The organism is Paenibacillus sp. Root444D2 (genome assembly GCF_001426375.1).
Classification (GTDB): domain Bacteria; phylum Bacillota; class Bacilli; order Paenibacillales; family NBRC-103111; genus Paenibacillus_E.
In genome coordinates this window covers 1-26,521 of record NZ_LMEO01000006.1, presented here as the reverse complement: position 1 = coordinate 26,521, position 26,521 = coordinate 1, and the positions used below count along the sequence as shown (strand labels likewise).

22 protein-coding genes are annotated in these 26,521 nt (G+C 42.9%); 6 read left to right on the top strand and 16 right to left on the bottom strand.

What is annotated here, in order from left to right:
• Positions 1–512: 512 nt before the first annotated feature.
• Complete coding sequence (locus tag ASD40_RS05455; RefSeq protein WP_057302330.1) at positions 513–2,033, bottom strand: carboxypeptidase M32; 1,521 nt, start codon at positions 2,031–2,033, stop codon at positions 513–515.
• Between the two features lie 142 nt (positions 2,034–2,175).
• On the opposite strand from ASD40_RS05455, the gene ASD40_RS05450 reads away from it, so the two are divergent.
• Both ASD40_RS05450 and ASD40_RS05445 read left to right on the top strand, forming a co-directional pair.
• Positions 2,176–2,502 (top strand): iron-sulfur cluster biosynthesis family protein, encoded by a 327-nt coding sequence (locus tag ASD40_RS05450; RefSeq protein ID WP_057302329.1) that lies wholly within the window; start codon positions 2,176–2,178, stop codon positions 2,500–2,502.
• Positions 2,503–2,553: 51 nt separating this feature from the next.
• Complete coding sequence (locus tag ASD40_RS05445; RefSeq protein ID WP_057302328.1) at positions 2,554–3,144, top strand: beta-class carbonic anhydrase; 591 nt, start codon at positions 2,554–2,556, stop codon at positions 3,142–3,144.
• 1,495 nt (positions 3,145–4,639) lie between these two features.
• Here the strand turns inward: ASD40_RS05445 and ASD40_RS05440 are convergent.
• The 8 genes from ASD40_RS05440 to ASD40_RS05405 form a co-directional block, all read right to left on the bottom strand.
• A complete protein-coding gene (locus ASD40_RS05440; RefSeq protein ID WP_057302327.1) occupies positions 4,640–6,757 on the bottom strand; it encodes a hypothetical protein in 2,118 nt (705 codons plus the stop codon).
• Between the two features lie 209 nt (positions 6,758–6,966).
• On the bottom strand, positions 6,967–8,145 hold the full coding sequence (locus ASD40_RS05435) for an ABC transporter permease (RefSeq protein WP_057302326.1): 1,179 nt from the start codon (positions 8,143–8,145) through the stop codon (positions 6,967–6,969).
• A complete protein-coding gene (locus ASD40_RS05430; RefSeq protein ID WP_057302325.1) occupies positions 8,142–8,858 on the bottom strand; it encodes an ABC transporter ATP-binding protein in 717 nt (238 codons plus the stop codon). The genes ASD40_RS05435 and ASD40_RS05430 overlap by 4 nt, the downstream gene beginning before the upstream one ends.
• 27 nt (positions 8,859–8,885) lie before the next feature.
• On the bottom strand, positions 8,886–10,625 hold the full coding sequence (locus tag ASD40_RS05425) for an efflux RND transporter periplasmic adaptor subunit (protein WP_057302324.1): 1,740 nt from the start codon (positions 10,623–10,625) through the stop codon (positions 8,886–8,888).
• Between the two features lie 127 nt (positions 10,626–10,752).
• Positions 10,753–11,361 carry a hypothetical protein gene (locus ASD40_RS05420; protein WP_057302323.1) on the bottom strand — a complete coding sequence of 203 codons (609 nt, stop codon included), beginning with the start codon at positions 11,359–11,361 and terminating at the stop codon, positions 10,753–10,755.
• Positions 11,362–11,462: 101 nt separating this feature from the next.
• Complete coding sequence (locus ASD40_RS05415) at positions 11,463–12,917, bottom strand: sensor histidine kinase (protein WP_057302322.1); 1,455 nt, start codon at positions 12,915–12,917, stop codon at positions 11,463–11,465.
• Complete coding sequence (locus tag ASD40_RS05410; RefSeq protein WP_047676932.1) at positions 12,910–13,638, bottom strand: response regulator transcription factor; 729 nt, start codon at positions 13,636–13,638, stop codon at positions 12,910–12,912. The genes ASD40_RS05415 and ASD40_RS05410 overlap by 8 nt, the downstream gene beginning before the upstream one ends.
• The gene (locus ASD40_RS05405; RefSeq protein WP_057302321.1) at positions 13,635–14,168 is read right to left on the bottom strand and encodes a DUF309 domain-containing protein; all 534 of its coding nucleotides are present in this window, start codon (positions 14,166–14,168) and stop codon (positions 13,635–13,637) included. Before ASD40_RS05405 ends, ASD40_RS05410 begins: the two co-directional genes overlap by 4 nt.
• 180 nt (positions 14,169–14,348) lie before the next feature.
• Here ASD40_RS05405 and ASD40_RS05400 point away from each other — a divergent pair, with 180 nt between their 5' ends.
• Positions 14,349–16,271 (top strand): glycosyl hydrolase family 18 protein, encoded by a 1,923-nt coding sequence (locus ASD40_RS05400; protein WP_057302320.1) that lies wholly within the window; start codon positions 14,349–14,351, stop codon positions 16,269–16,271.
• A gap of 1,257 nt (positions 16,272–17,528) precedes the next feature.
• Here the strand turns inward: ASD40_RS05400 and ASD40_RS05395 are convergent.
• A complete protein-coding gene (locus ASD40_RS05395; protein WP_057302319.1) occupies positions 17,529–17,744 on the bottom strand; it encodes a hypothetical protein in 216 nt (71 codons plus the stop codon).
• A gap of 179 nt (positions 17,745–17,923) precedes the next feature.
• On the opposite strand from ASD40_RS05395, the gene ASD40_RS36265 reads away from it, so the two are divergent.
• Complete coding sequence (locus ASD40_RS36265) at positions 17,924–18,082, top strand: DUF1540 domain-containing protein (RefSeq protein ID WP_082562085.1); 159 nt, start codon at positions 17,924–17,926, stop codon at positions 18,080–18,082.
• A 108-nt stretch (positions 18,083–18,190) separates the two neighbouring features.
• On the opposite strand, the gene ASD40_RS05390 is transcribed toward ASD40_RS36265, so the two are convergent.
• A complete protein-coding gene (locus tag ASD40_RS05390; protein ID WP_057302318.1) occupies positions 18,191–20,266 on the bottom strand; it encodes a thioredoxin domain-containing protein in 2,076 nt (691 codons plus the stop codon).
• A gap of 264 nt (positions 20,267–20,530) precedes the next feature.
• Between ASD40_RS05390 and ASD40_RS05385 the strand changes: the two genes are divergently transcribed.
• On the top strand, positions 20,531–21,157 hold the full coding sequence (locus tag ASD40_RS05385) for a cysteine hydrolase (RefSeq protein ID WP_235549182.1): 627 nt from the start codon (positions 20,531–20,533) through the stop codon (positions 21,155–21,157).
• Between the two features lie 294 nt (positions 21,158–21,451).
• Here ASD40_RS05385 and ASD40_RS05380 read toward each other — a convergent pair whose 3' ends face one another.
• The 3 genes from ASD40_RS05380 to ASD40_RS05370 are packed head-to-tail and all read right to left on the bottom strand — an operon-like array spanning position 21,452 to position 23,378.
• Positions 21,452–22,240 carry an ABC transporter permease gene (locus ASD40_RS05380; protein ID WP_057302316.1) on the bottom strand — a complete coding sequence of 263 codons (789 nt, stop codon included), beginning with the start codon at positions 22,238–22,240 and terminating at the stop codon, positions 21,452–21,454.
• Entirely contained in the window at positions 22,237–23,142 is a 906-nt protein-coding gene (locus ASD40_RS05375) for an ABC transporter ATP-binding protein (protein WP_057302315.1), read from the bottom strand. Before ASD40_RS05375 ends, ASD40_RS05380 begins: the two co-directional genes overlap by 4 nt.
• Positions 23,139–23,378, bottom strand: coding sequence for a PLD nuclease N-terminal domain-containing protein (locus tag ASD40_RS05370; RefSeq protein WP_057302314.1), 240 nt, complete (start codon positions 23,376–23,378; stop codon positions 23,139–23,141). The genes ASD40_RS05375 and ASD40_RS05370 overlap by 4 nt, the downstream gene beginning before the upstream one ends.
• A 191-nt stretch (positions 23,379–23,569) precedes the next feature.
• On the opposite strand from ASD40_RS05370, the gene ASD40_RS05365 reads away from it, so the two are divergent.
• On the top strand, positions 23,570–24,115 hold the full coding sequence (locus tag ASD40_RS05365; RefSeq protein ID WP_057302434.1) for a helix-turn-helix domain-containing protein: 546 nt from the start codon (positions 23,570–23,572) through the stop codon (positions 24,113–24,115).
• Between the two features lie 312 nt (positions 24,116–24,427).
• Here ASD40_RS05365 and ASD40_RS05360 read toward each other — a convergent pair whose 3' ends face one another.
• Positions 24,428–25,405 (bottom strand): alpha/beta hydrolase, encoded by a 978-nt coding sequence (locus ASD40_RS05360; protein WP_057302313.1) that lies wholly within the window; start codon positions 25,403–25,405, stop codon positions 24,428–24,430.
• Positions 25,402–26,031, bottom strand: coding sequence for a TetR/AcrR family transcriptional regulator (locus ASD40_RS05355; protein WP_057302312.1), 630 nt, complete (start codon positions 26,029–26,031; stop codon positions 25,402–25,404). The genes ASD40_RS05360 and ASD40_RS05355 overlap by 4 nt, the downstream gene beginning before the upstream one ends.
• Positions 26,032–26,521 lie beyond the last annotated feature (490 nt).

Here is a 26,521-nt window from a genome sequence, read left to right as displayed (position 1 = left end):
CTTGGCACCTAATGGATGCCTTGGGTAGGTGACTGTTTTTGAATGCGCTATAAGTCCTTATGTAGCAAGAGGTTTGAATTATGAAATTGACTCTAATGTGCAACTTTAGCCAAGCAAAACAGCTTAATTCCTACGAATGATGTAAAAAATACAACAATTTCTTTCAAAAGGATCCACTTGGAAAGAATACGGCTTGAATTGTTGCAGAAAATGCAACAATTCCTGCTTCGTGAGAAGAAACCGGTGCGAATTGTTGTATGTTATATAACTTCCCGGTATAAACTGGAACTAAATGATCATGTACACTTCCTAATTTGAAGCTGCCCCCTCAAACCCACCCCAGATAAGAAACTACTTCGTTCTTCAGGATATTACTTTTCACTTGTTACACTTCTCTCAATTTCATTATAAAACCTATCCGGATAAGAGAAAATCCATATTTATCTAATTATTGGCAAAAAAAACAGCAGCCCAAGGCAATATTCCTGCCTCAAGATGCTGCTTTAATCACTTTAAATACCGTAAACCGTTTGGTACTTCTCTTCCAAGTATTGGACAAGATAGTCGGGATTCAAATCTTCACCAGTCACTTGGCGAATGATTTCATTCGGCGTCAAAAGCTTGCCATGCTGGTAAACTTTATCTGTTAGCCATTCCTTGATCGGTACCAGATTGCCTTCGGCAATCAAGCTGTCGAAATTCGGGAGCTCTTTGCGAAGGGTATGCGTAAATTGCGCCGCGTACATATTACCGAGTGCATAGGACGGAAAATAACCAAATGCGCCACCAGACCAGTGGACATCCTGCAGTACACCCTCGCCGTCATTCGCTGGAACCACGCCCAAATACTCTTCGTATTTGGTATTCCAAGCTTTAGGCAAATCAGCTACGGCAATCGTACCGTTGAATAACCCTTTTTCCAGCTCATAGCGAATCATAATATGTAAGTTGTAAGTCAATTCATCAGCTTCTATACGAATTAATGACGGCTCGATATGGTTTATAGCACGATAGAAGGAATCCACATCTACATCATCAATTTGTCCGCTGAACGTCGTTTGCAGCTCGCCATAGTAGCGATCCCAGAATGCTTTACTGCGTCCGATCACATTTTCCCAGAAGCGGGACTGTGACTCGTGAATACCCATCGATGTCCCCGTGCACAGATTCGTACCAACTAAATCTTTGGAAATGTTTTGCTCATACAGCGCATGTCCACCCTCATGAATTGTTCCAAACAAAGCGGATGTGATATCATTCGGCAAATAGCGTGTTGTGATCCGAACATCGCCTGGGTTCAGTGCTGTTGCGAATGGATGCACCGTTTCATCTAATCGGCCCGCTTCAAAGTCATACTGCATTTGCTTCAAAATGGAAAGTGAGAACTTCTTCTGCTTGCTAATTTCAAATTGTTGATCCAAAAAGGATCGACTAGGCTGATTGGCTGAAGCTTGAATACGCTGAAGTAAGGGAACCGCTTTTTCACGCAGCGCACCGAAAACTTCGTCTAATTTCTCAACTGTCATTCCCGGTTCATACATATCCAGTAAGGTGTTGTATTTATTGCCTTCGTAGCCCCACAGCTCAATAAATTCTTGAGTAGTAGCAACGATTTTCTCCAGATATGGCTGGAACGAAGCCCAATCGGAGTTATGCTTCGCATCTTCCCAAGCGGATTCTGCTTGCGAGGTAAGGACGACATAGGCTTGATATTTCTCGGCCGGTATTTTTTTACTGCGATCATATTCTTTTTTACATTCTACGACCATTTTTTTGGAAATGGCATCTAGCTTCTCTAATTCAGAAGGCTGCATGAAAAAGTCCAAATAACTTCCCATCTCATCGGATGTAGACATACGGAAAACTTCGGTGGACAGCTCTCCGACGACTTCAGAACGAGTTTCTATTCCTTTTTTTGGAGCGCCGGTACGCATATCCCAATAAATTAAGGCGATGGCCTCCTCGTACTGCTTCATTTTGCGGACATAGGCCTTGAAAGATTCCAGCTTTGCTGGGGCTGCTTGCACACTCATGCTCTAATCTCCTCCCAAAAGTTTCTTATTTTATCATACTTCGTCCCCTACTCAGAATCAAATTTATGCTGGGGTATGATAGAATAATGACAAGCTTAGGTAAGAAACCTAACTGTGCAAACACTTGAAGGAGATGACTCTTATGAAAATCACGTTTACCGATACAGCTATTCATAGATTGACACCATTTACTTCTGACCAGAATGAAGCTATCTTAAAGCTAGTTTTTGATACAGAAGACTGCGGCTGTTCCGTAAACGGAGTGCCTACCCTTTGGCTGGTTTCCCAAGCAAATGATGATGATCTTACCGCTGAAACCGAGACTTTCAAGCTCATTTATAAAGCTAAGGATGAAATCTTTTTTGAAGAAAACATGAAAATCGACTACCATGAAGGAAATAAATCCTATATACTTAAGAGTAATAATCAAATTTATAATGCGGGTATGAGCTTAGTCGACAAAAGATAAAGCTGCGAAGAATATAGACAAGCAGCACATCAACTTACCTGGAGGGAAACCATGTCTTTGATTAACGAAATCTTGAACTATAATAAGGAATTTGTAGAAACGAAGCAGTATCAAGAGTTTCTGACTACGAAATTCCCAGACAAACGGATGGTCGTTCTTACCTGTATGGATACGCGGCTGGTCGAACTGCTGCCCAAAGCCATGAATCTTCAAAATGGTGACGCCAAAATCATTAAGAATGCCGGAGCGATTGTCTCACATCCCTTCGGGAGTGTTATGCGGAGTATTATCGTCGCTGTCTACCAGTTGGAAGCGGATGAAATATTCGTTATTGGACATTACGATTGCGGTATGACGGGATTAAACTCAGAGAGTGTGATTGAGAAAGCGAAAAACAGAGGCATCTCCGATGATGTCATTGAGACACTGGGACATTCAGGCATCGACTTGTCTCGCTGGTTAACAGGCTTTAATCATGTGCGCGAAGGCATTGAGAAAAGCGTTAACATCATTCGAAATCATCCCTTGCTTCCAAAAAATTTACCGGTTCACGGCCTCATCATGGATCCCGAGTCAGGTCGACTCGATTTGCTTGAAGCTGGTTATGAAGCAAATGGTTCCGTATCTCAAAAAGTGGAATGAGCTAGCCTAAAAATATACAAATAAGAAGCCTTTCAATCCACTTTAACGTGGAGTTGAAGGCTTCTTTTTCTATGGCTTCTAGCCTTGTGCCAACACACACACACACACCAACTTCTACGTAAATCAATGTCAAGATAACCCTGGACATTAGCCAGGTCCTTCGTTTAACAGCCCCTCCCAACTACTGCGTGCAACTTGTAACGATGTAAAACATCGTTACAAGTTGCACGCAGCGTGGGAACCAGCACTGTTTTCATCTGCAACTCTGAATATCAACGTTACAGCGCGAGACAGCCACGGCTGAGACATCTGCAACGATGTAAAACATCGTTACAAGTACCATGCAGCGCGGGAGCCAGCACTGTTTTCATCTCAACGCTGAAAATCATCGTTGCAGCGCGAGACAGCCACGGCTGAGACATCTGCAACGATGTAAAACATCGTTACAAGTTGCACGCGGCGCGGTAGCCAGCACTGTTTTCATCTGCAACGCTGAAAATCATCGTTACAGCGCGAGACAGCCACGGCTGAGACATCTGCTACGATGTAAAACATCGTTATAAGTTGCATGCAGCGCGGGAGCCAGCACTGTTTTCATCTTCAACGATGAAAATCATCGATACAGCGCGAGACAGCCACGGCTGAGACATCTGTAACGATGTAAAACATCGTTACAAGTTGCACGCAGCGCGGAGCCAGCGCTGTTTTCATCTGCAACGATGTAAAACATCGTTACAAGTTGCACGCGGCGCGGGAGCCAGCACTGTTTTCATCTGCAACGATGTAAATCTTCGTTTCAGCGCGAGACAGCCACGACTGAGAAATCTGCAACGATGTAAAACATCGTTACAGCGCGAGACAGCCTCGGCTAAGACATCTGTAACGATGTAAAACATCGTTACAGCGCGAGACAGCCTCGGCTGAGACATCTGTAACGATGTAAAACATCGTTACAAGTTGCACGCAGCGCGGGAGACAGCACTGTTTTCATCTGCAAATATGAAAATCATCGTTGCAGCGCGAGACAACCACGTCTCAGACATCTGCAACGCTGAAAATCATCGTTACAGCGCGAGACAGCCACGTCTCAGACATCTGCAACGATGTAAAACATCGTTACAAGCACACGCAGCGCGGGAGACAGCACTGTTTTCATCTGCAACGCTGAAAATCACCGTTACAGCGCGAGACAGCCACGGCTGAGACATCTGCTACGATGTAAAACATCGTTATAAGTTGCATGCAGCGCGGGAGCCAGCACTGTTTTCATCTGCAACGCTGAAAATCATCGTTACAGCGCGAGACAACCACGGCTGAGACATCTGCAACGATGTAAAACATCGTTAAAAGCCACACACAGCACGGATATCAGGCCTTATCTCACCTGATATTAAAGGGTTGCCTCTCTGTCACCCAAAACATATAAATTCTTATCTTACAAAAAAGGCGCTCTCCCCCTTAGCGGGGGAAGCGCCTTTGCACTTACCTTGCCTTGTTACATTTTTATCGTTTTCACTAAGCGTTTAGCGTCGCCGTTAGGCGTTGCAACCACTTCATACACGTTGATGCTGACATCCGAACTCAATTGTTCGGATTTGATATTACCGAAATCAATAAATTGCACGCCAGACATGATCTTCTGCTGCCCAGTGAAGGTCATCGATTTGGAGCTTAATAGTCGCCCTTCCGAGTCCACAACTTCAAAAGCAAGTGTTGAGAAGTTCGCATCCGTAATCACCTGCTCCTGCCTCTTCACGTCCAAATCCAAACGTAACCTGTAAGCATAAGATGAATCTTTGCTATATGTAGCGCTCACAGAGTAATCCTTCAAGTCGATGGTATAAGGGTACAAGGAGATAGCGCCTGTACTTGGAATTGGTTGAATGGAAGTTTTGTATGACCCAACCGCTAGGCGATTGGCATCATAAACATTAAGTGCAAGCTGATCAGCTTTCTCGCTGGCAGGCAGCATGTAAGAATAACTCAACACATAGCTAGTATTGGGTGCGATGGTTTTCGCTACAGCTGACTGACGAACACCAGAGTATGTGTAGCCTTCAGCGCTTGTCAAATCCGTTTGGAAATCCGGAACGGTCAAAGACGTTGTCCCTTTATTCGTCAGCTTATACTTCGCAACAACCGTCTTAAACCCGAAGTCCGAATTCTCACTCATCCCAAACTCCACAAGGGATACATCGACATTCGAATCAATGAGATTACTTGCCGTAAGCTTAAATGGTGTGCCTAGGGTGTAATCTTGTGCGGCTGCGTAAGAGGAGACCTCTCCACCATTTCCTGCTCCGGCAAGCGTAGTTACCGAAACCGGTAAAGTTGCCGCTTGCTTGCTGCTGCTTGCGTCCGTATTGCCGGTTCCTGTACTAGGCTGTGTTGTCGTAGAAGCAACCGCTTGCTTCTCAAGCACAACCAATTGCAGTGCATCTGTGTTCAGCCCTGCAGGCAAAATGCCAGAGAAACGGAATGTCGTAGACTCATTCGGTGCTAAATACGACGTACGTACGGCGTTATCACTAGAGGCAACAGCTACACTTCCTCGAAGGGCTTGGAACTCAGCCAATAAGGCAGGTATGGTCACAATTCCATCACTTTGATTCGTTAAGGTCACGTTGGCTTGTAAATGCAATCCATCCGATTGCTTACTTGCCGCTGCCCAAGAAGTTGAGATCGCTAGGCCGTTAACATCCAGATTTGGATACTCCGTCTTGTCACCGATTTTACCAATTGAAAATGACTTCGCAACATTCAGTGAACCCAAAACGGTTGTCTTCACCTTTCCTTTTGGAGAGAATATCAATGCCAAATCCTTGGTCTCAAGCGCTGCTGGAACCGCAGCTTGTAAGGTGGCTTTAACAGGCTGCTGAGGAAGCAAGGATTGCCCTTCTACTTTGGCAAACTGGGCACTGTATGTCAGCCCTTTATTGTCCTGGAAATTGTATTCAAGTCCATCTGGTAGCTTGAGAGTTGAACTACTTAGATTTTCAAGCAGTAAGTCGGTATACACCATCCATGCCCCGTCTTTGTATACTTTATAGCTTTTGCCTAATTGGGCTGTTACTAACGCATCATCAGCAAGTGTGGAGTCCAGTTCCTTCAAATTTAGAACCGCTTGTTGAAGCACGGATTGACCCGACTCCGCCAAAGCAGACTCTACGGACAAAGCACCAATATCTTCCATCGCGTTATAATTCCATTCGAAAATATCGACCTTTAACTGGGATGGAGTCAAATTCGAAGGAATTTCAGAAGTGAATTTGAACGTGCCGGTTTCTCCCGCTTTCACACGCGCCGTTACTTTCTCACTTAGCTTCGCCGTATAAGACACTCCATTCGTATCTATGATTTTGACCCCATAATTATTGAAATCAACCGGAGAGCTGCTGTTATTGTTCAGGCCTAATGAGAAGCGAAGTGAGCCATCCTCAGCCCCCGCAGACAAGGTAACTTTGTCCAATGTAAAGTAGACGGAATCACTGAGAAACACGCCTTCTTTCCCAGCAAAAGCCGATGTTGCAAAGGGGAATGTTAGGAAGCTTGCTGCGGTTAGCATGATAGCCGAACGACTGAGCAAGCGTTTCATCTTTTGTTGTTGTTTCACAGGTAGTCCTCCTTAGAGTTTTCGTAGAAAACTTACTTCGTAAGCATCTACTGAGTTTTGCGTTAGTAAAACTGGCATCGTAAGCATAATCTTGAGTTTTCGTAGAAAACTTACTTCGTAAGCATCTACTGAGTTTTGCTTTAGTAAAACTGGCATCGTAAGCATAGTCTTGAGTTTTCGTTCGTTAGCATAATCTTGCATGTCTCAAATCAATCTGACCGCAACGCGTCAATTGGTCGCAATTTGGACGCTTTGTTCGCCGGATATAAGCCAAAAATAACACCGACAAGTACGGAAAATAAAAAGGCATACAAACTAATATCAAAAGATAAACTGGTTGTTTGCTTGGGGCTAAAATAAGGCAGCGCATAGGATAATCCGATTCCAAGCGCAAGTCCAATCATTCCGCCCATACCGCTGATGACGACGGCTTCCACGAGAAATTGCAGCAAAATATTTCTGCGCTTGGCGCCAATCGATTTGCGAATCCCAATTTCACGCGTTCGTTCACTCACCGTAACCAACATAATATTCATGATTCCGATGCCGCCGACGAGTAGGGAGATTAACGCAACAGCCACTAATTGATTCGTAAGCGTATTCGTTGCTTCAGTCCGTGCTTTAAGCAATTCATCTTGGTTCGTTAAAATGAAGCCTGTATCGCTTTTGAACTTGTACGTCAAATACTGCTTCATTGTCTCTTGAGCGGTATAAATATCATCCTTCGTAGGCGCTTCAACGTAGGTTGTGCGAATTTGCCCCAGCTTGAATTGTCGTCTTGCTGTTTCCAAAGGCATAATCACTGCACTGTCGACAGAAGCCCCGCCGATGTTAGAGCCCTTCTCTTTCAGAGTTCCAATAACATTGAACACGACTCCGTCGATATTGATATCTTCACCTACAGGGTTTAACTGACCAAAGAACGTTTTAGCCACTTCACTACCCAGTATTACGACATTCGAGCGAAACTCCAGATCAGCTGGAGCGAGATTACGCCCCTTGTCAATACTTGCTTTAATTATGTTAAAATAGCGATCGTTCGTTCCAATAACGTTGTACTTCTCCTGCGTTCGATCATATTTAATGTTGGATCCGTTCTTCGTTATCGTTGGCGCAATCGACTGGAACTCCGGAAAATTCTCGAAATTCATCAGCTCATCATAATTCAATTGCGTTGCACGTCCATTACCGGTCGCGGTGACAACAAGCAGATTCGTCCCCATGTTCTCGTATTGCTTGGCGATTTGTTCTGATGTGCCTTGACCTATCGATACTAAGGTTACGACTGAGCTTACTCCAATAATGACGCCCAGCATGGTTAAAAATGTTCGCAGCGGACTGGATATGATCGTACGAAGCGACATTCGAATGAGTTCACTTAGCTTCATACGCTCACCTCATGTTGTGCAACCATCTGAATGTTATTCCTGTAGTCATCAATAATGACGCCATCCTTAAGGGAAACGACACGTTTGGCATTGTCGGCAATGTGATGATCATGCGTAATCAATACGATGGTATTTCCTTGTGCATTCAGCTGAAGGATTAACTCTAATACTTCTTCACCCGTTCTGGAGTCCAGCGCACCTGTTGGTTCATCCGCTAAGATGAGCGAAGGTGATATCGCAAGCGCCCGCGCGATGGCCACACGCTGCTGCTGCCCGCCTGATAGCTCACTCGGCTTATGATGACCACGCTCCCCCATCCCGAGCATCTTCAACATATTGTTAGCCCGCTCTCGCCGTTCCTTCCTTGGTATGCCAGCATAGATCATCGGAAGCTCTACATTTTCCATAGCTGACAATCGAGGCAATAAATTAAATTGTTGGAAAATGAAGCCGATCTTCTGGTTTCGCAGTTCAGCAAGTGCATTATCACCCATATTCTCGGTCACAACGCCATCCAGCGTATAACTGCCTGTCGTTGGCACATCCAATAAGCCAATCGTGTTCATGAGTGTCGATTTCCCTGATCCACTCGGTCCGATAATGGCGACAAAATCCCCCTCGGCAACGGAAAGCGATATGCTGCGCAGAACATGAAGATCTTCTTCCCCGCGTTTATATGTTTTGGTAATCTCTTTCAGTTCAATGATATTCATACCGCAATAACTCCTTTCCCGGCCGCATTATCTTGTACCGCCACCGCCGTTAATCCGAACAGCTCCCGTATTACCCCCAGCACCACCGTTACCGCCTGCACCTGCTCCACCAGCTCCGCCTTGGAATCCTGCACCGCCACCAAAGCCACCAGCGCCTCCAGCGCCACCGTTTTGCTGGAACTGCTGTCTCAAACGATTAATTTCATCTTGGCTTAAATTCTGCTGCCTCTTCACGACAGGCAGAACAACTTTATCACCTTCTTTAAGACCTTCGGTGATTTCGATTTGCGTTTTGGACCGAATTCCAATTTTTACCTCGTGTTCATTATCCACCGTACCATCGGCTTTCTTCAGAGAAACAACACGCTTCCCTTTTTGTGATTGCAGCGCTTCTGGCGGTAAATAAATAACGTCTTTTTTATCTTGAATTAAAATTTCGCCAGTTGCTGTCATCCCATATTTCAACATATTGTCTTTATTTTCAGCAGCTAGGACCACATCATAGAAGGTTACACCATTCGTCGTCGTTCCTACAGAAGAGATTTGCGTCACTTCAGCCGGGAATATACGTCCAGGGTAAGAATCAACCTTGATTTCAGCTTTCATCCCCGTCTTAATATTAGGTAAATCCAGCTCATCCACTTGCACTGGCAGCTGCATTTTCGCTAAACTAGCGACAGCTCCGAACTGCGTACCGTTGGTTACCTTACTGCCGACCCTGAAATTACTCAAAATATCATTTTTCTTATTCACAAAGTCGGTTGAAAATACGCCGTCAAAGGGAGCAACAATTTTGAGGGAATCCACCTTATCCTTAGCCGAGTCCACTTTAAGCTTCTGCCGTTCAAGAGCAGACTGTTTCTCCAGAATATCATCGCCCAGCGTATCATTCACGAAGGTTGCGATCGTATCGCCTTGATGTACCATGTTCCCTGTTTTGAATGGCAATGCGGATACACTCCCAGTCGTACCAGCCATAATCGTCGTTACCTTCAAGTACTGCAAAGCACTCTTGCCTTGTGAATCGACAGTTCGCCCACCGATAGTAACCGAACCTGATACGTTCGTTCCTGCATCCATGGAGTTGTCATTCGGGACAGCAACTTCAACGTCAATCAGTTTACCGCCTTTTCCATCCGATTTTGGATCTTTGGAAATAGTTTGAATTGTTCCTGTTTTCGTGATCATAAATCCATCTAACGTAATATCCACCGGATCTCCCTTATGAAGCTGCGAAGCATCTTCCACAAAGAAAGGAAGCGTTACGGTTAATGTACTTAGATCACCAATCGTGGCAATTTTGGTCGATTTATTGATCGTAGACCCTAAATCGATGTTATTCGCGTATGTAAGTTTACCGGAGATAGGTGCTTTAACACTCATTAATCCTTGCTGTTGTTGTAAGGCATTCAGATCTTTCTCAAGCTGTTCATAAGTCAGCTGGGCATCTTGCAAATCGCTTTCCAAACTTGTACTCGTTAGTTCAATTAGCACATCTCCAGCTTTAACCGCTTGGTTTCGTGTTAAATTAATTGACTTAATATTCGCATTTTCTGTCGATGAGATCGTTTGTGTATCTTTGGGCTCGAACTGTGCCGTTCCGGAAACGGAGAAGCGGATATTCCCTTTTTTGGCATCGACCGTCACCTCTTTAACGGCAGCAGCTCTTGCTTTCTTCCCTTTCCCACCGAAGTAAGCATACGAACCACCTGCACAAACGCTTACTGCGACAATCACAATGAACCACTTACTGCGATACCATTTCATGAAGAGACTAACCCCCTTAGAATTTACGCCAGAAAACTGGCTTCGAAAGCATATGCTTAACTTTTTTGCTCAACCAACACTTGCCATGTAAGCCTAAAAGTGTTCCTACATCGCTTGCCGCTTACATTTAATCATGTTTGGACGTAAGAAGTTCCATTAGCTGCTGTTCTACACTTATTCCCACATTTCTTTGGTCGAAAAGCTGAAATTCACCGTTCCCACGGTCCGTCATACCTGCTTCAACTTGGCGCTCCGCCTTTCTTTTTTGAATAAACGCATTGACTCGCTTTTCCCGTTCTTCCGAGGATACCTCTTCACCCAGATTGTCCATCCGCTCCGCTATGCGCTTCTTCATTTGCTTGGATTGTTCATCCAGAAATGTTCGCTGTGAAAGAGATAAGCCATTGATGACTTGTTTCTGTTCGGACTCAGAAATGCTTCCTTCATCCATACTTTTGCGAACAAAAGGCAGAATAGACTCAGCCTGCTTGGCCGTAATCGTTAGAGAGGCAAGCCGATCCATTCGAATTAATCCCTGAAAAAGCATAACGAGCTGCATCTCTCTAAGGTTTTGGACATCTTCAGCGGGGAGGGCTTCCTGCGGAGTTTTCCCAGATGATGGAGAAGGCGATACCAATGCAGAAGTGCTATCAAGCAAAGGCATGTGCCCGCTGCAACCACTTAGCAGGAAGGAAATGAGCGTTAAACGCAGCACCATTTTCCGTGTGTATTTCACCTTATATACACCTCCAAAACAAAAAATCCTGTCCAACAGGAACAGGATACGAAATAATGATGAATTAAGTTTGCTTTAGATGTAAAATTATTGTGAATTATCTACGAAATGCGAGGAAAAGTAACACGAAATTCGGTACCTTCGCCTACCCGGCTGCGAACATGTATCGTTCCATTCATACCAGTAACCAAATGCTTCACAATCGTAAGTCCAAGACCCGTTCCTGTCTTAATGTCTGACCGCGAAGTTCTTGCTTCGTCTGCTTTGTAGAAACGATCCCAAATACGTTCTAACTCGGCATCTGTCATCCCTTCCCCGGTGTCACGAACATACATATGGACCTCTTGCTCCTGCTCTTCTAGCGCTACCGTTATCGTTCCGCCCTTTTGTGTGAATTTCAACGAATTATAGATTAAATTTTGTACAATTTGAGCAAAACGATCAGGATCTAAGTGAACCCGAGAAGGCACCTTTGCCGGCTCAGGAAGAATAAGGTGAAAGTTTATTTCCTTCGTTGCAATCGGTGCTTTCAGCAGCTCCAACGATTCTTCAAGCGTTTCTGCGATGGATACAGGTCTAAGCCGGAACACATCGACCCCATTTTGAATTTGTGCCAAATCTAATAGATCGGTCACGAGGCGCTGCAGCCGTTGAACTTCTTGATCACAGATACGCAGGTAATGCGAATATTTCTCTTCCGGAATGACCTTATCATTCATGGCCACAATAAAACCGCGAAGTGTCGTTAACGGGGAACGAAGCTCATGGGATACATTCGTCAAAAACTCCTGCCTCGTTCCTTCCCATTCCTCCAGCTGTTCGACCATGAAGTTGAAGCTAGCAGCAAGCTGCCCTACCTCATCCTGTGAAGTTACCGGAACCCGTGTAGTGAAATCACCATGCGCGAGCTCAAGTGCGGCTCGATTCATCTGTTGAAGCGGACCTGCGAGTTTGCGAGAAATGATAAACAGAATGAAACCAACAGCTACCAGTGAAAATAATAGGGGAACCAGAATGTTAACGCGAACTGCAGAAATGGCTTCACTGATATCTCCAGCCGGAAAATGAAGAATGATGACCATAGGTTGTCCGTTTAGTTGATACGGGGCGTGATACGTAAACAGATTTATGGTTCGTCCATCAGGTGTCGGTAAACCAACCATGCCATAGCCGGTATGACCGTGAAGTCCATCGATAAAGAGCGTATCCATCTGCTTAGGAATCGCCCTCCCTTCACTATCCGAGGAGCCATTCAGAATGTTGCCCTTGTCGTCAACAAGCCAGACTTGTCCATTAATGCTTCTAGCCAAAATACGTACCGTATATTTCAGCTCTCGGGTTGAGATCGTTCCATCCTGTAATGAATTCATTAAGCGAGTGACTTCCACATTACGTTTCTCCATCAGCTCGATCTTATCTTTATAAAATAAATCTGTGAAATAGTAGTTCCAGAACAGGAAAAGACCAGCAAAAAATAGCACACAAGTCGCAAGAAAAGACAGGAAAATTTTCAAATACAAGCTGTTGCTCTTTCCCGCCAGCCAACGTTTAAACATGCTGAACCACCTCAAAGGAGTAGCCAATTCCCCATAGGGTCTGGATGCACCACATGTCATGCTGTCCTAGCTTTTTACGCAAGTTTTTCACATGGGCATCAACCGTACGCGTACCGCCTGTAAAATCAAAATTCCACACATAACCGAGTAGATCCTCTCGTGTAAATACACGGCTTGGATGACTGGTTAGGAAATACAACAGCTCAATCTCCTTCGGTGTAAGTTCAACCCGTTTCCCGCCGACCGTGACCCGATACTGCTCAAGATCAATAACAATATTGCCGATCTCCAGCCATTTGCGGGATGAATTCTGGGTTTGAGATAGTTCCATAGGCACTTGAATCGTGCGGCGCAGAACGGCCTTAATACGGGCAATGAGCTCATTCGGGTCGAAAGGCTTGACCAAATAATCGTCAACCCCTAGATTAAACCCTCTCAGCTTATCGATGGACTCCCCTTTTGCCGTGAGGAAAATGATTGGCGTTTGATGAAAAGGGGCCTCCATTTTGCGAATTTGCTCACATAACTCGTAGCCGGATATATCTGGCAGCATGATATCCAGTAGAACCAAGTTTGGTTTCTCGTTTATTATCGTACGAAGCACTTCCTGCCCTCGCGGCAATATAATCGCCTCATAGTTGGAGTGCTCCAAATACAGTCTGACGACTTCAGCAATATTCGGTTCGTCATCTACAACTAGAACTTTGCCTTCCGAACTCATCTAGCGCCACCCTTTTCCTTGCGGATCTGCTGCTGCCTTGCTCTTTCATTGATTACCTCTGAACGATCTCTCCGCGTATGTTTTTGAATGAGCTGTTCATCTTCCATCAGGCTTGGTGCCTGCCATATCAGCCCTCTTCTGTCACACTCTTTTAAGCAGAAATCTATAAGGTCCGGGTCAGTAATAGGTAAATTAATATCCTCATATAGAAATTCATCTAGCTCTATAGAAGACCAAACCTGGTAAATGAGCTCTTGAAGCTTATCAGGGTTTAACCCTAAAGAAAGGACATGAGGAGCTTCCGCATTCCTTCCTGCACTTTGCAGCATTTTCACAGCACCATTGCGGTTGCCTCTACGAATATGATACATACCTACTGCAATTTGAATAAGAGCCACATAGGTTCTGCTGCGTACATCCCCTGGATGCTCTTTCCAGAACTCCTCCATCACTTCATGGCATTCAAAATAATCCCGTTGTGCATGGAAATAAAGTAAATAATCGATATATGCCTCCGGATACGGCTTCATGAATCGTTCCCCTCACCTTGTTGTGATCAGGTTAATGTCTAATTACTTCTCATGTTACTCGAAAGTTGTGTCATCGTCCAACATCAACAAAGGAACGCTAACTTTCATACATTTTCCAGCGCAACCAAACTAGCATATCCTACGTCCAATTAAGTAGTTTACTAGAAAGAGGCGTGATGGATGAAAATCGGGAAATGGATGCTCACAGGCACCCTGTTATTATCAATGAGCGTACCAAATGCTGTTCATGCAGCAGGTGCGGTTCAATCTAGTCCGGACAAAACAACGAAATACCGCGTCTATCAGTACAATCATGTCCTCATGGAATTTGCGGCTTATGGGCAAGCAGAAGCATTTGCAAAAGGCTTTACGAATAGTCATGTAGAAGAAATAAGCACTCGCAAATGGCTGTGGAACAATTTCCCTCGCTACCAGGTGTTTCAGTTGGATGTATCACTGCCTGAGTGGCAATTTGCCTCACTGGACGCGGCCATCGCTGAAGCCAAAAAATGGACCAACGCAAGTGTTCGGGACCTGCAATCCTCCGGTTGGGTGTGGAACAACTATCCTAATTTCCAAGTCTACCAAAATGAGATCACGCAGGATTCATGGAAGTTTCTAACACTGAACGAAGCCGTTGCCGAAGCGAAGAAGTGGGGCGGCGCCCATATTATTGATTTAAACAGTAATAAGTGGATTTGGGACAATATTTCTAATGAGGATAAGAAAGTGCTCCGCACTGGCGAACTTACATACAAAGTGTATCAAGGTACATTTTCGGCAGACAATTGGGAATTTGCATCCTTAGAGGACGCCATTAATGAAGCTCTCAAATGGGGAAATTCAACCGTAGTTAATAAAAATACGAAAAAAACCGTGTATAGCAATCTTAAAGTTTATAAAGTATTTCAGAACGACACGTTTTTGCAGGACTTTGCTTCCTTGAATGAAGCAGCAGACTACGCTCGTCTATGGGGACACAGCTCCATCTTCATGGATGGCCGCAAAATTTGGAACAACTACGCCTCTTATCAAGTGTTTCAGAATACAGCGCTTATTGGCGAATTCAAGACGATTCCCGAAGCATTAAATTACAGTGTGCAGTATAGTAATTCTTCTGTTCAAACGCTCGATCACCGCTTCCTTTGGGATAACTTCAAAAAGCTGCAGGTATGGGGTTGGAACGGCATGGCCGGTGGTGATGCGATTAAAGCGCATGTGAACAATACGGTCGGACTTGATGTTGATTCTCCGAGCTATTTCGAGCTATCGGATGCAGCCGGTAATTTGAAGGATCAATCCAATGCTGATACGGTCAAATGGCTCCAAAAGAATGGTTACACCGTGTATCCGTTAGTCAGCAACCAATTTAACTCAACCTTGACGACTCAATTTCTTGCGGATAGTGCTGCCCAAGACAAATTCGTTAAAGCCTTAGTTGACCGCTCCGTGCAGCTTGGTGTTCCAGGCATCAATGTCGATTTTGAAAGCTTGGCTGGTTCGGATCGTAATGCTTTTACAGCCTTCATAGCCAAATTGACCTCCTACGCTCACTTGAACAGCTTAGTTGTATCCATTGATCTGCCGCGTGGGAGTGTCAAATGGAACCATCTTTCTGCATTCGATCATGAGAAGCTGGGGAGTCTGGTTGATTACGTCGTCATCATGGCCTACGATCAATTCTGGCGTGACAGTACATCTGCGGGGTCCGTTGCCGGGCTTCCTTGGACGGATGGCGGAATTCAAGAATTCCTTTCCTATGGCATTCCACGGGACAAAATCATTCTAGGTATCCCTTACTATGTGCGTGAATGGAAGCTGGATTCAGCCGGTGCCTTGCAAAGTAATCGAACCCTGTTGATGAAAGACATCCCAGCTTTATTGGCTTCCAAATCAACCAAACAAACCTGGGACAAAACCTTCGAACAATATCGGATCGAGTACCAAGAGGATGGCTTCACCTATGTATTCTGGTTAGAAGATGAGGCTACGGTCAAAGCTCGTCTGGACATGGCGAAAAAGTACGACATCGCCGGTGTCGCAGCATGGCGGCTTGGATATGATCAAGCGGACTTATGGAAATTGATTTTGCAGAATAAATAAAAAAATAAAAGATGGCTCCTGTATTTACTATTCGCCGGGAGTCATCTTTTTTATGTCCATTGATATCGATTGTTAATTCGATATAAAGAGTTCAAAGGGCTCAGAGGGTGTACTGCCATCCTGGTAAGCTTTAATCACAGCTAGCTTGAATGCTGGCTACAATACTGCTGAACAACTCCAAAACTTCGATTTTTGAGTTGTTCAGCAGTATTGTGAAGGTAGATCGGCTATAACTGATACCCATGTTGTATTATCTACAATAATTCACATGCCCAAAGGCTATTTTGAAAGCTAAAGTTGCAATTTGGAGTCAATTTCGTAATTCAAAACCCTTGCTACATAAGGATTTATAGCGCATTCAAAAACAGTCACCTACCCAAGATATCCATTGGGTGCCAAGAATTTCATTTCGTAATTCAAAACCCTTGCTACATAAGGATTTATAGCGCATTCAAAAACAGTCACCTACCCAAGATATCCATTGGGTGCCAAGAATTTCATGTTATTCTCCRTTTAAGTACTAGAAATCAGGGCATTTAAGTGGATAAATCCCTTTCTGAATTCTGTAATTGGTTTGAATGTCAATAGCTCGTACGATGTTTATGGCGCCTTGTGGGAAAATAGTGCTTTAATAGTGAACTTTGCTCCTTAAGGTTTATCCTACGATATTTCTATCGAATCCACACTTCATTTAAACGTTAAGAGTCTTTAGGGACTTCTATTTTTACATAATACGGTGAAAATGAAGAGATACCAGTCTCTAAAGGCTCTTATCCGATTGCTTTTCTCCCGAGTTCACACTTTACTTGACGGATAAGAGCCTCTACGGACTCTTATTTTTACAAAATACGCTGGAAATGAAGAAATAGCAGTCTCTAAAGGCTCTTATCCAACTGCATTTCTCCCGAATCCATACTTGGAAAAATCGGACTTTATTATGAAATTGACTCATTTGTACAACATTTCGAGCCCATTTGTTGCAAAATAGCCTGTGTAGGGCCCAATTGTTGTACTTTATGCAACAACAAAGGGAAAAAGGCAGGATCTAGGTAGAATTGTTGCACTTTCTACAACTTCATTCAACCGAAAAGATGGATTCATTCAAACCTTATTCCCCTCCTAATCCAACAATTTCCCACGTGTAATCCTCAGCTTCCTTATTGATATAAACATAAAAACACCCGAGAGAGGTAACTTTTTCAAAGCGTCCCTCTTTCGGGTCACAGTTCAAACCTGCATGGTATTTTTTTATACAGATCAGATAAGACCCCATTCGCTAAAAATAGTTTCAGTTCCACAGCCTGAACAGTATTTGGCGTCCGGCTTGTTAACTTTATAACACCCTTTGTGAAGTAAGGTTTTCTCCTTAGTACACTTATTCTTCAGCGGCGCTCCACAACGAATGCAGTAGTTATCTTCTTTATCAGCGACAAATTTACACCGGACACATTGTTGCAGTTCATCCTTAGCCATAGGTTCAACCCCTTGAAGTTTGTAGCTACTCCATGTATATGTGGGCAGTCACTGCTAAGGTGAATAATAAACACTTCCAGCCTATGTATAAAAATAGGCCTCTTTCGCCCACCCTAAATAAGGAGAGACTTTGTTCTCCGAACAAAGATTCCTATATCTCATAGAGGAGGTGAAGAGGCATGGCTAAAGATGTTCTTTGTGAAGTGAATTCCTGTAAATATTGGGCTACCGAAAACAAATGCAATGCGAGCTCGATTTATGTCGTGAGTCACCGCGGCAATGACCAAGCACGTAATTCAGAGGAAACGGATTGTAAGACGTTTGAGTCTAAGATTTAGAGCGTTAGTGCTAGGGTGAAAATTCAGAGCGTTAAAAGAGGCCCTGTCGGGGGCCTCTTCTCTTTTCCTTGCCCTTATTCTCATTGTAACCAATAATGATAATTATTATCAGTGTTTCGAGGAGAGATTTTCAAGCTCCTCCAGATCCTGCGTTGGCGCTTGGCAGGCAAAGTTCTGGCACACGTAGGCCGTTGCCTGCCCTCCAAGCGGCAGCTTGTCTTGCACGAGCGGAATGAGCTTGCGGACTTCTTCGCCCGCCGCTCCCGGCGGATGAAGAATCAGCAGCGCATTCGGCAGGTACTGCCGCTGCACCGTGCGCAGCATGTGCTGCGTCTCTGGCTTCGCCGGATCGCCGGCGATGACGATTTCACTGGCTGCGCCATAAGCGAAGTCGAGCGCGGCCAGCGTGAGCGCGTGGCCCGGCGGGTAGGACGCGACAGCTCCGGCGAATGCCTGGAGCTGCTCATCTGCTGCCTGCGACAGCTTCGCGTCGTAGGTCAGTCTGGACAGCCGCTGCAGGTTCAGCGCGGCTGCACCGTTGCCCGACGGCATCGCGCCGTCGTAGATCTCTTTGGGGCGGGTGAGCAGCTGCTCGGCATCGCTGCCGTAGAAGAAGAGCCCGCCCTTCTCTTCGTCTCCGAAGAGACGAAGCATCTCTGCGTTCAGCTGGACAGCTTCACGAAGATAGCGCAGCTCGAACGTGGCTTCATACAGCTCGATGAGGCCACAAACGAGGAACGCGTAGTCGTCCACGTAGCCGAGGAAAGCCGCTTCGCCATCGCGATAGCGGGCGAGCAACCGCCCGTCCTCGCGGCGCAGCTCGCGCAGGAGGAACTCCGCGGCTTTCGCGGCTGCCTCCGCGTAAGCAGGCTTGTCCAAGGCTCGTGCCGCCTTGGACAGCGCAGCGATCATCAGACCGTTCCACGCGGTCAGAATCTTATCATCCTTGCCCGGATGGATGCGCTGCTCGCGATGCGCAAACAGCTTAACGCGGGCAGCCTCAATCCGCTGCTTCAGCTCATCCAATGGGATTTGCTTACGCCTCGCAAAAGATTCCATCGTCGTTCCAATTAAATTCGGGATATTATGCCCCTCGAAATTGCCCGACTCCGTAATATCGTACAGTTCGGAATATAAATCGCCTTCTTCAATCCCTAATACATCCTCCACTTCATCCGGCGTCCAGACATAGAACTTGCCTTCTTCCCCTTCGGAGTCAGCATCCTCTGCGGAATAGAAAGCTCCACCCTCGTCTGTCATATCACGAAGTACATAAGTAATAATTTGCTCAGCGACCTCTGCATACTTCTCTTTTCCAGTCACTTGATAGGCTTCTATGTAAGTCATAATTAATAGAGCATTATCGTAAAGCATCTTTTCAAAATGCGGCACTAACCATTTTTCATCCACTGAATAGCGGGAAAAACCGAATCCGATGTGGTCATACATGCCTCCACGATGCATGGAATCCAGCGTTTTTTCCACAATCTCAAGCGCACGTGCATTGCCCGTTTTTTGATAGTATCTCAGAAGGAAAGATAGATTGTGTGATGTCGGAAACTTCGGAGAGCTGCCAAAGCCGCCATGTTCTGGATCAAACATCTTGTCATATAACCGGAATGCTTCATGAAGCGTTTCCTCCGTCACCTCGCCACCTGTACGATGCTCTAGTAAACGACTAGTTGTCTCTTGAATAACTTGATCACCAACCTCGCGAATGCGGTCAGGGTCTTCTTTCCATTTATCTGCGATCTGCGCAACAATCTCAACCATCCCTGCGCGGTTGTACTTCCGACTGCGTGGGAAATATGTCCCTGCGAAGAAAGGCTTCTTCTCGGGTGTCAGAAATACCGTAAGAGGCCATCCCCCTTGCCCTGTCATCGCCTGACAAACAGCCATATAGATATGGTCGACATCCGGGCGTTCTTCGCGGTCCACTTTGATCGAGATGAAATCTTTATTCAGCATGTCTGCAACGATTTGGTCTTCGAATGACTCGTGTGCCATGACATGGCACCAATGACAACAACTATATCCGACACTTAGAAATATGGGCTTATTCTCTAGTTTTGCTATCTCAAAAGCTTCACTATTCCAGGAGTGCCAATTGATCGGATTGTATGCGTGCTGAAGCAAATAGGGGGATTTTTCGTTTATAAGTAAGTTTGGTTTCCGTTTAGACATTTTACATTTCCTTCCTAACTTTTGGAATGTTATTATTATATGCCTTTTACAATAGAAATGAAAAAACGCCTTGCAAGGCATTCAATACAAAAAAAGGCAATTTCTATGTAACTTCCCCCCATCGGTTCAACCCAATGAAACTTCTCTTATATTGGATTATCCTTTCCCGATAGAATAGCTTTACAAGTAATCTGACATAAAACAAACTGCAAACACATATAAATGCCAATAATGTTTATAGCTGCGAGGGAGGAATGTATTTTGGTGTTTAAACCACATCCCAATAATACCGCTATTGTAATCACAGACCCACAAAATGATTTCATGTGTCCTGGGGGGAAAGGCTATCATCTAACAAAAGATAATATTGAGCAAAACAACACTATACAAAACCTCGAAATATTAATGAGTACTGCTTTAAATAAAGGATACCAACTTTTCATATCACCGCATTATTTATACCCTCATGATTATGGCTGGCAATTTACTGGAAATGAACAAAACATGTTATTAGGTCTTCGAATGTATCAAAAGGCAAATGACTATACACCACCTTCTCCAGGAGCTGATTTTGTACATTCTTTAAAACCTTATATTTTTGATAGGAGAACCGTCGTTTCAACTCCACACAAAATTGCTAGCCCACAAACAAATGATTTGGTATACCAGTTACGGCAACATAGAATAGAGAAGACGATTCTTGCAGGAGTACTTTCAAACATTTGTGTAGAGTCCCATATGAGGCATTTAATCGAAAGTGGGTTTGAAACGGCTGTTGTATACGATGCTACAGCAACGCTAAGTGAAAGGGATTTTCAAGCGGCCGTTACGAATTACAAAGCTTTTGCCAGTGCTACTTGGACAACACAGGAAGCTATTTCAAACTTATAAAGCCTTGACAATCCTCATCGAATATTTCTTGTATAACTTGACCAAACGGTTCCCCGAGTTGGTGCTTTTCAGAATAAGGACTTGGAAAATCGAAAGTTAAGGATATGTGTATGATGTGGGCGAGGTGGCTGACTACGGCGAAACCCCTCCGATTTGTTCGGAGGGGTTACTTGCAATGTTGCATATTTCATTTGATTTCTACTATATTACTAAATGTCACGTCAATTTATACTGAAAGCGAAGTTTCAACATGCAATTTTTGATTATGCTGCTATCAACTTCGCAAGAGTATCATTATTCATTATTAAATCTTTTACCAGAAATCCAAAAGATCGTTACAATGATTGTTAGTACAATCCATATTAGTACCACTAAAACATTCCATATTACACTGGGGTTCACTGCTCCTGTAATTAATACTTCCATGGCTTGTTTACTCATACTTGCTGGATTCAAAAAATCTGTAAAAGAACTCAATCCTAGTACAATTCTACAGCCCAGTAGGAATACTATTGAAATTAATGCAATAATACCTTGGCTATTAAAAATAGTACTTATCATAGTAGTGAAAGATACCATAAACAGAACCCATAACAAATAAAACAACGAAGCAATTATCGCGTCCACAAAGTTAACATTTGTAAACAACAAATTAACATACACATACGAAATCAAGTAACCTAACGCAACAGAACAAGCAACAAATATGTAATTGGCAATTATTTTCCCACCTATGTACGATACTACAGTAACCGGTCTTGTAAGAATAAAAGCTAACATACCGTTAACTTTATCTGTCTGTAAGACCCCCATCATCGAAATTGCAATAATGATAACTCCCAACTGATCAAATTGAGAGGCTAACGTACTTGCGAGTACTTCCCCACCTTGTTGAGCAGCCATACTAGGATCAATTGTGATACCTTGTGCTCCTCCGAGTGATTTTAATATGGAAGGTAAATAATGACTAAAAACGGGTTGAGTTATTCCTAAAAATATAAATACTAGAGGCAGCCAAATAATTTTAAATTCACGTACCATTTGAACAAATTCTTTTTTCATTAGCACATTAAAATGATTCATTTTTCCACCACCAACTTCATGAATATCTCTTCTAATGTATCGTTATTGATTTCAAACTTTACGAGGTCAACCTGATGTTCCAGAGCACTTCTTAGTAACTTATTCTTATTCAAGCCTATATCTTCAACTTGTATTTTTATTTTATTTCCTACTGCCTCTACATCTTTTACATAGTTCAAATTTCTCAAAACTTTCATCCATTCTTGATCGATAGACGTAACTTCAAAAATTATTTTATTTTGGCTATTGCTGTTTAACAAGTCGGAGATAGTTGTATCTTCAATTTTTTGCCCATTTTTGATGATAATAAATCTTTCACATATTTCTTCTGCATCACTTAATATATGCGTAGACAATAAAATCGTCGTCTCCCTCTTGATTTCTTCGATTAGATTCAGTACTTCTCTTCGACCAATTGGGTCTAATGCCGATACCGGCTCATCCATTACAATCAATGATGGTTTGTGCAACAACGCCTGTGCAATACCAAGTCTCTGTTTCATTCCACCTGAAAATGTTCCAACTTTTGAATTCTCTTCCCCGCTTAACCCTACTTTCGATAATATTTCTGGGATCGCCTTTGTTAATTCTTCTTTTCTTAATCCTGATAGTTCCCCCATGAAAGCAAGAGTTTCTTGTGCAGTCATCCAATGATAAAAGTTAGGGTACTGTGGTAAGTAGCCAATTTCTTTCTTCATTTGCGAAATTTTCTTTCCGTTAAGCAAAACTTCTCCCATTGTAGGATTAATAATATCTGAAATAATTTTGATGAGTGTTGATTTACCAGCCCCATTTGGCCCTATCAATCCCACACATTCTCCAGATTGCAGAACCATTGAAAAGTTATTTACTGCCTTTTTTTCTTTATATGTTTTAGTAACATTTTTGACTTCTAATTTCATGTTCTTTCACGGTCCTTTCTGCCAATAACAAAGTATAGAATCGGACCAAACGTGTTTAGAAAAATAATAATGAGACTCCACAGCAAAATATTTTTCCTCGTTTTTCTGTGCTTGTATAAATCCATTAATGCTATTAGGATCAAAACCATCCCTACAGCTAAGACCGGTAAAATAACTGGCAACAAAGACATGAAATCAATATCTTTTAATTCGTTCCACCCGTAATGCATTTGCAAATCAACCACTCCTCTAAAGTCATTATGAATAACATTATGTTATCATTATCGATAATGATAACATATGGGAGTAAAATGTTACACTTATTTTTTTATTTAAAGAATATTGTTTTAATACTTATTGTTATTTACAATGATAATATTATCATTATAGATAATAACGAGATCTTTTTATGATTGGGGAGAAAAAGATGGTTAATAAAGCTGAAATTATCCTGCACCCAGTAAGAATGAAGATTTCTCAAGCTTTAATGAGAAACAAAGAGAATGGACTGACTTCACTTGAAATGGTAAAAATCATTAAAGATGTGCCTCAGGCAACGCTATATAGACATATACAAGTTTTGTTAGATGCTGGAGTTATCCGCATTTTGAAAGAAAAAAAAGTGAGATCTATTTCCGAAAAATACTACACGTTAAATGAAGAAGAAGCCCAACTTCGTGCAGATGAGTGGAAAAAGTCTTCTATTAAGGAAAAGCTGAATTATATTTCGCATTACCAATTATCGCTTATGACTCAGTATCAAAACTATCTTACCAAATTAGAAGAACAAGGTTGCTCAGATGATGGTGCTACTTTTTCACTTGTCGAATTAAAGCTTGATGATGAAAATTTTAAAAAGTTTCAAAATGAATTAAACGACCTAGTGATAAAATACTATAACACTGCTAACGAAAGTAATGATCTGGATGCACCAATTCGAACTATTGCCTTTACTATTATTCCAGAATCCTAAAACAGAAAAATTCAACACGAATAGCACACCTTACAACAAAAAGAAAAACCTATGTCTGTTGTAACCTTCCATTTAGAGCCAGTTCGATCGTCCCTTAAAGCTATTTCTCCATCAGGAACCTTTACCGTCGGATAATCAGCATGACTCTGTAATACATTTGACACTCCATCTTCCTCCTTTAGCCTAGTGATGCTATATCCTCTTATCTAAATGATGAAATTACTCTAAGCGAATTACTAAATTATTTTTTCAATTGACAGCAGAAAAGCCGGTTTTTCCCTACAATAAGGAACACCGGCTTTCATATCGTTTCTACTCTTTTCCTATATACTTATCCATAAAGCGATCTACTCTTTCGAAATATTCAGTGGGGTAATGATTGATGGCATCGATATGCTCCGTATTATACGGGTACCATGCTTCTGCATATGGGTCATCTTTTAATGACTCAAAAATTGCTTCTGTATTTTTATAACTAATTTGCTGATCTCCAGTTCCATGAATTAGCATAACTGGCTTGTCTTTCATCTTCATTGCTGCATCAATAGGAGATACGGAATCAAGATCAATCTTAATGACCCATTTACCCACCCATATCGATGTATAACTAAATGGAAAAGAAGGTAAACCTGAAAAGAAGGGCAAACCCTCTCTCAGAAAAAGACCTGCATTACGAAAAGGACTATCTGCAATTACAGCTTTGATGTCATCACTTTCACTTGCGGCTAGCAAAGAAGTAGCAGCACCCATTGAAAAGCCAATAACTCCAATGTTATCACCAGCATGGTCTCTGGATTTTAAATAGCTTACAGCTCCAAGCAAATCATATTTTTCATTGAGACCAAGTGTAATCAAATTACCATCGGATTTACCTTGCGAACTGAGGTCAAATGCCAATACATTATAGCCTTTCGGAACGAAATGCTCTACTAACTTTTTGGTCCGCCCTTTGACTAAACGATTGCTTGTATATCCATGGACGACAATAATCGTCTGATCACTTGCCTTATTGGAAAGACCATTTGCATGAAAGAAGGAACCTCTAATCGTAGTATCATTTTTCAAGCTCTTGAACTCAACCTCTTCGTAGGGAGTCTTATCGATATTCAAGTCGTAGCTGACATTAGTGTCTCTAGGATGATGCATCAAGGTATCCATTACTTTATAGGATATAAAAAATACAAAACCCATCACAAGCAATAGCACGATCCCTAGGATCAATAAAATTTTCCTCCGTTTTTTCGAACGAACGTTTAATGTCAAATTTGGTTGTAATGATGTTTGACTCATTCAGATTCCCCCGCTTTTTCTTTAGGTTGTGTGGGTGAGAACAAATATAAGGCATGCTCCTTCAAATTTCCCCACTCGGGGTGATGGATAATACTTTCTCCAAGAGTTAAGGCTACCCCATTTAAGAAAGAGATATAGGCGCGAGAGATCATAGCTGGTGAAAAGTTTTTGTTGAATTCTCCCATTAACTGTCCCTTCGCATAGACGCATTCGATAGTATCTGTCATTACTTTTGTACTTTCAAGGACCATCTGTGTAAGTTCAGGAAATCTTATCCGTTGTCCTAAGACATATTGAACAAGCCGCAATTCATTTGTATAGCAATAGATATGATTGAATTGTTCTTCTACCATGTTCTTAATTAATACGCCCGGCGTCCCCTCTTGTTTTAGACAAGCAAGCGACTTCACCTGAATATCAGCAAGTGGCTCTAGGACAGCGGCGTAGAATAAGGCTTCTTTACTTGGGAAATATTGAAAAATGGTTCCAGCAGTCACTCCCACACTCTGCGCAATGAGAGCCGTTGTGGTATTAGAATATCCATTTTCTGCGAACAGGATAACGGCTTCTTTTAGGATACAACTACGCCGCTCCTGTCTTTTTTCTTCATTGATTGGTCTTGCCAAATGTATTCCCCTCCCTTTAAACTGAATTTTTTATTAATTAAATGATCAATTATTTAATTAATAATATATCTCTAATTAGTAATTTTAGCAAGAGTAAATTCATCCTACTCATGAGTAGGATGAAACTTCACAAATAAAAACAAGCCAGAGCGCTGCCCAACATGCGCTCCGGCTTGTTTTTTTATATTACTTTGTACGAGATACACGCTTCGACTTCTTTAAGTATTTCAGCAGATTTTCTAATATGAATGTATAAAGTAAGCAGCAGTTTCAGCTTCATACTTAAATCTGAAAATACTTTATAATTGATTCACACGAACAACCCAACAATAGCATGTTCTCGTGAGTAGCAAACGTCAGCTATACCCAATAAATAAAAAGACGAGCTTATTGGAGAGCACTGCAAAACGAATACAGAATCTGTAAAAATAGACCCAGTGGCGCATAGGCACTGGGTTTGTTGTATACTGGAAGAAAAGGAAAAGTGGAG

What these genes read in the sequence shown, in the direction of transcription:
- ASD40_RS05455 (WP_057302330.1), bottom strand. Translation starts at nt 2,033, where the DNA reads ATGAGTGTGCAAGCAGCCCCAGCAAAGCTGGAATCTTTCAAGGCCTAT.
- ASD40_RS05450 (WP_057302329.1), top strand. Translation starts at nt 2,176, where the DNA reads ATGAAAATCACGTTTACCGATACAGCTATTCATAGATTGACACCATTT.
- ASD40_RS05445 (WP_057302328.1), top strand. Translation starts at nt 2,554, where the DNA reads ATGTCTTTGATTAACGAAATCTTGAACTATAATAAGGAATTTGTAGAA.
- ASD40_RS05435 (WP_057302326.1), bottom strand. Translation starts at nt 8,145, where the DNA reads ATGAAGCTAAGTGAACTCATTCGAATGTCGCTTCGTACGATCATATCC.
- ASD40_RS05430 (WP_057302325.1), bottom strand. Translation starts at nt 8,858, where the DNA reads ATGAATATCATTGAACTGAAAGAGATTACCAAAACATATAAACGCGGG.
- ASD40_RS05425 (WP_057302324.1), bottom strand. Translation starts at nt 10,625, where the DNA reads ATGAAATGGTATCGCAGTAAGTGGTTCATTGTGATTGTCGCAGTAAGC.
- ASD40_RS05415 (WP_057302322.1), bottom strand. Translation starts at nt 12,917, where the DNA reads ATGTTTAAACGTTGGCTGGCGGGAAAGAGCAACAGCTTGTATTTGAAA.
- ASD40_RS05410 (WP_047676932.1), bottom strand. Translation starts at nt 13,638, where the DNA reads ATGAGTTCGGAAGGCAAAGTTCTAGTTGTAGATGACGAACCGAATATT.
- ASD40_RS05405 (WP_057302321.1), bottom strand. Translation starts at nt 14,168, where the DNA reads ATGAAGCCGTATCCGGAGGCATATATCGATTATTTACTTTATTTCCAT.
- ASD40_RS05400 (WP_057302320.1), top strand. Translation starts at nt 14,349, where the DNA reads ATGAAAATCGGGAAATGGATGCTCACAGGCACCCTGTTATTATCAATG.
- ASD40_RS05395 (WP_057302319.1), bottom strand. Translation starts at nt 17,744, where the DNA reads ATGGCTAAGGATGAACTGCAACAATGTGTCCGGTGTAAATTTGTCGCT.
- ASD40_RS36265 (WP_082562085.1), top strand. Translation starts at nt 17,924, where the DNA reads ATGGCTAAAGATGTTCTTTGTGAAGTGAATTCCTGTAAATATTGGGCT.
- ASD40_RS05390 (WP_057302318.1), bottom strand. Translation starts at nt 20,266, where the DNA reads ATGTCTAAACGGAAACCAAACTTACTTATAAACGAAAAATCCCCCTAT.
- ASD40_RS05380 (WP_057302316.1), bottom strand. Translation starts at nt 22,240, where the DNA reads ATGAATCATTTTAATGTGCTAATGAAAAAAGAATTTGTTCAAATGGTA.
- ASD40_RS05375 (WP_057302315.1), bottom strand. Translation starts at nt 23,142, where the DNA reads ATGAAATTAGAAGTCAAAAATGTTACTAAAACATATAAAGAAAAAAAG.
- ASD40_RS05365 (WP_057302434.1), top strand. Translation starts at nt 23,570, where the DNA reads ATGGTTAATAAAGCTGAAATTATCCTGCACCCAGTAAGAATGAAGATT.
- ASD40_RS05360 (WP_057302313.1), bottom strand. Translation starts at nt 25,405, where the DNA reads ATGAGTCAAACATCATTACAACCAAATTTGACATTAAACGTTCGTTCG.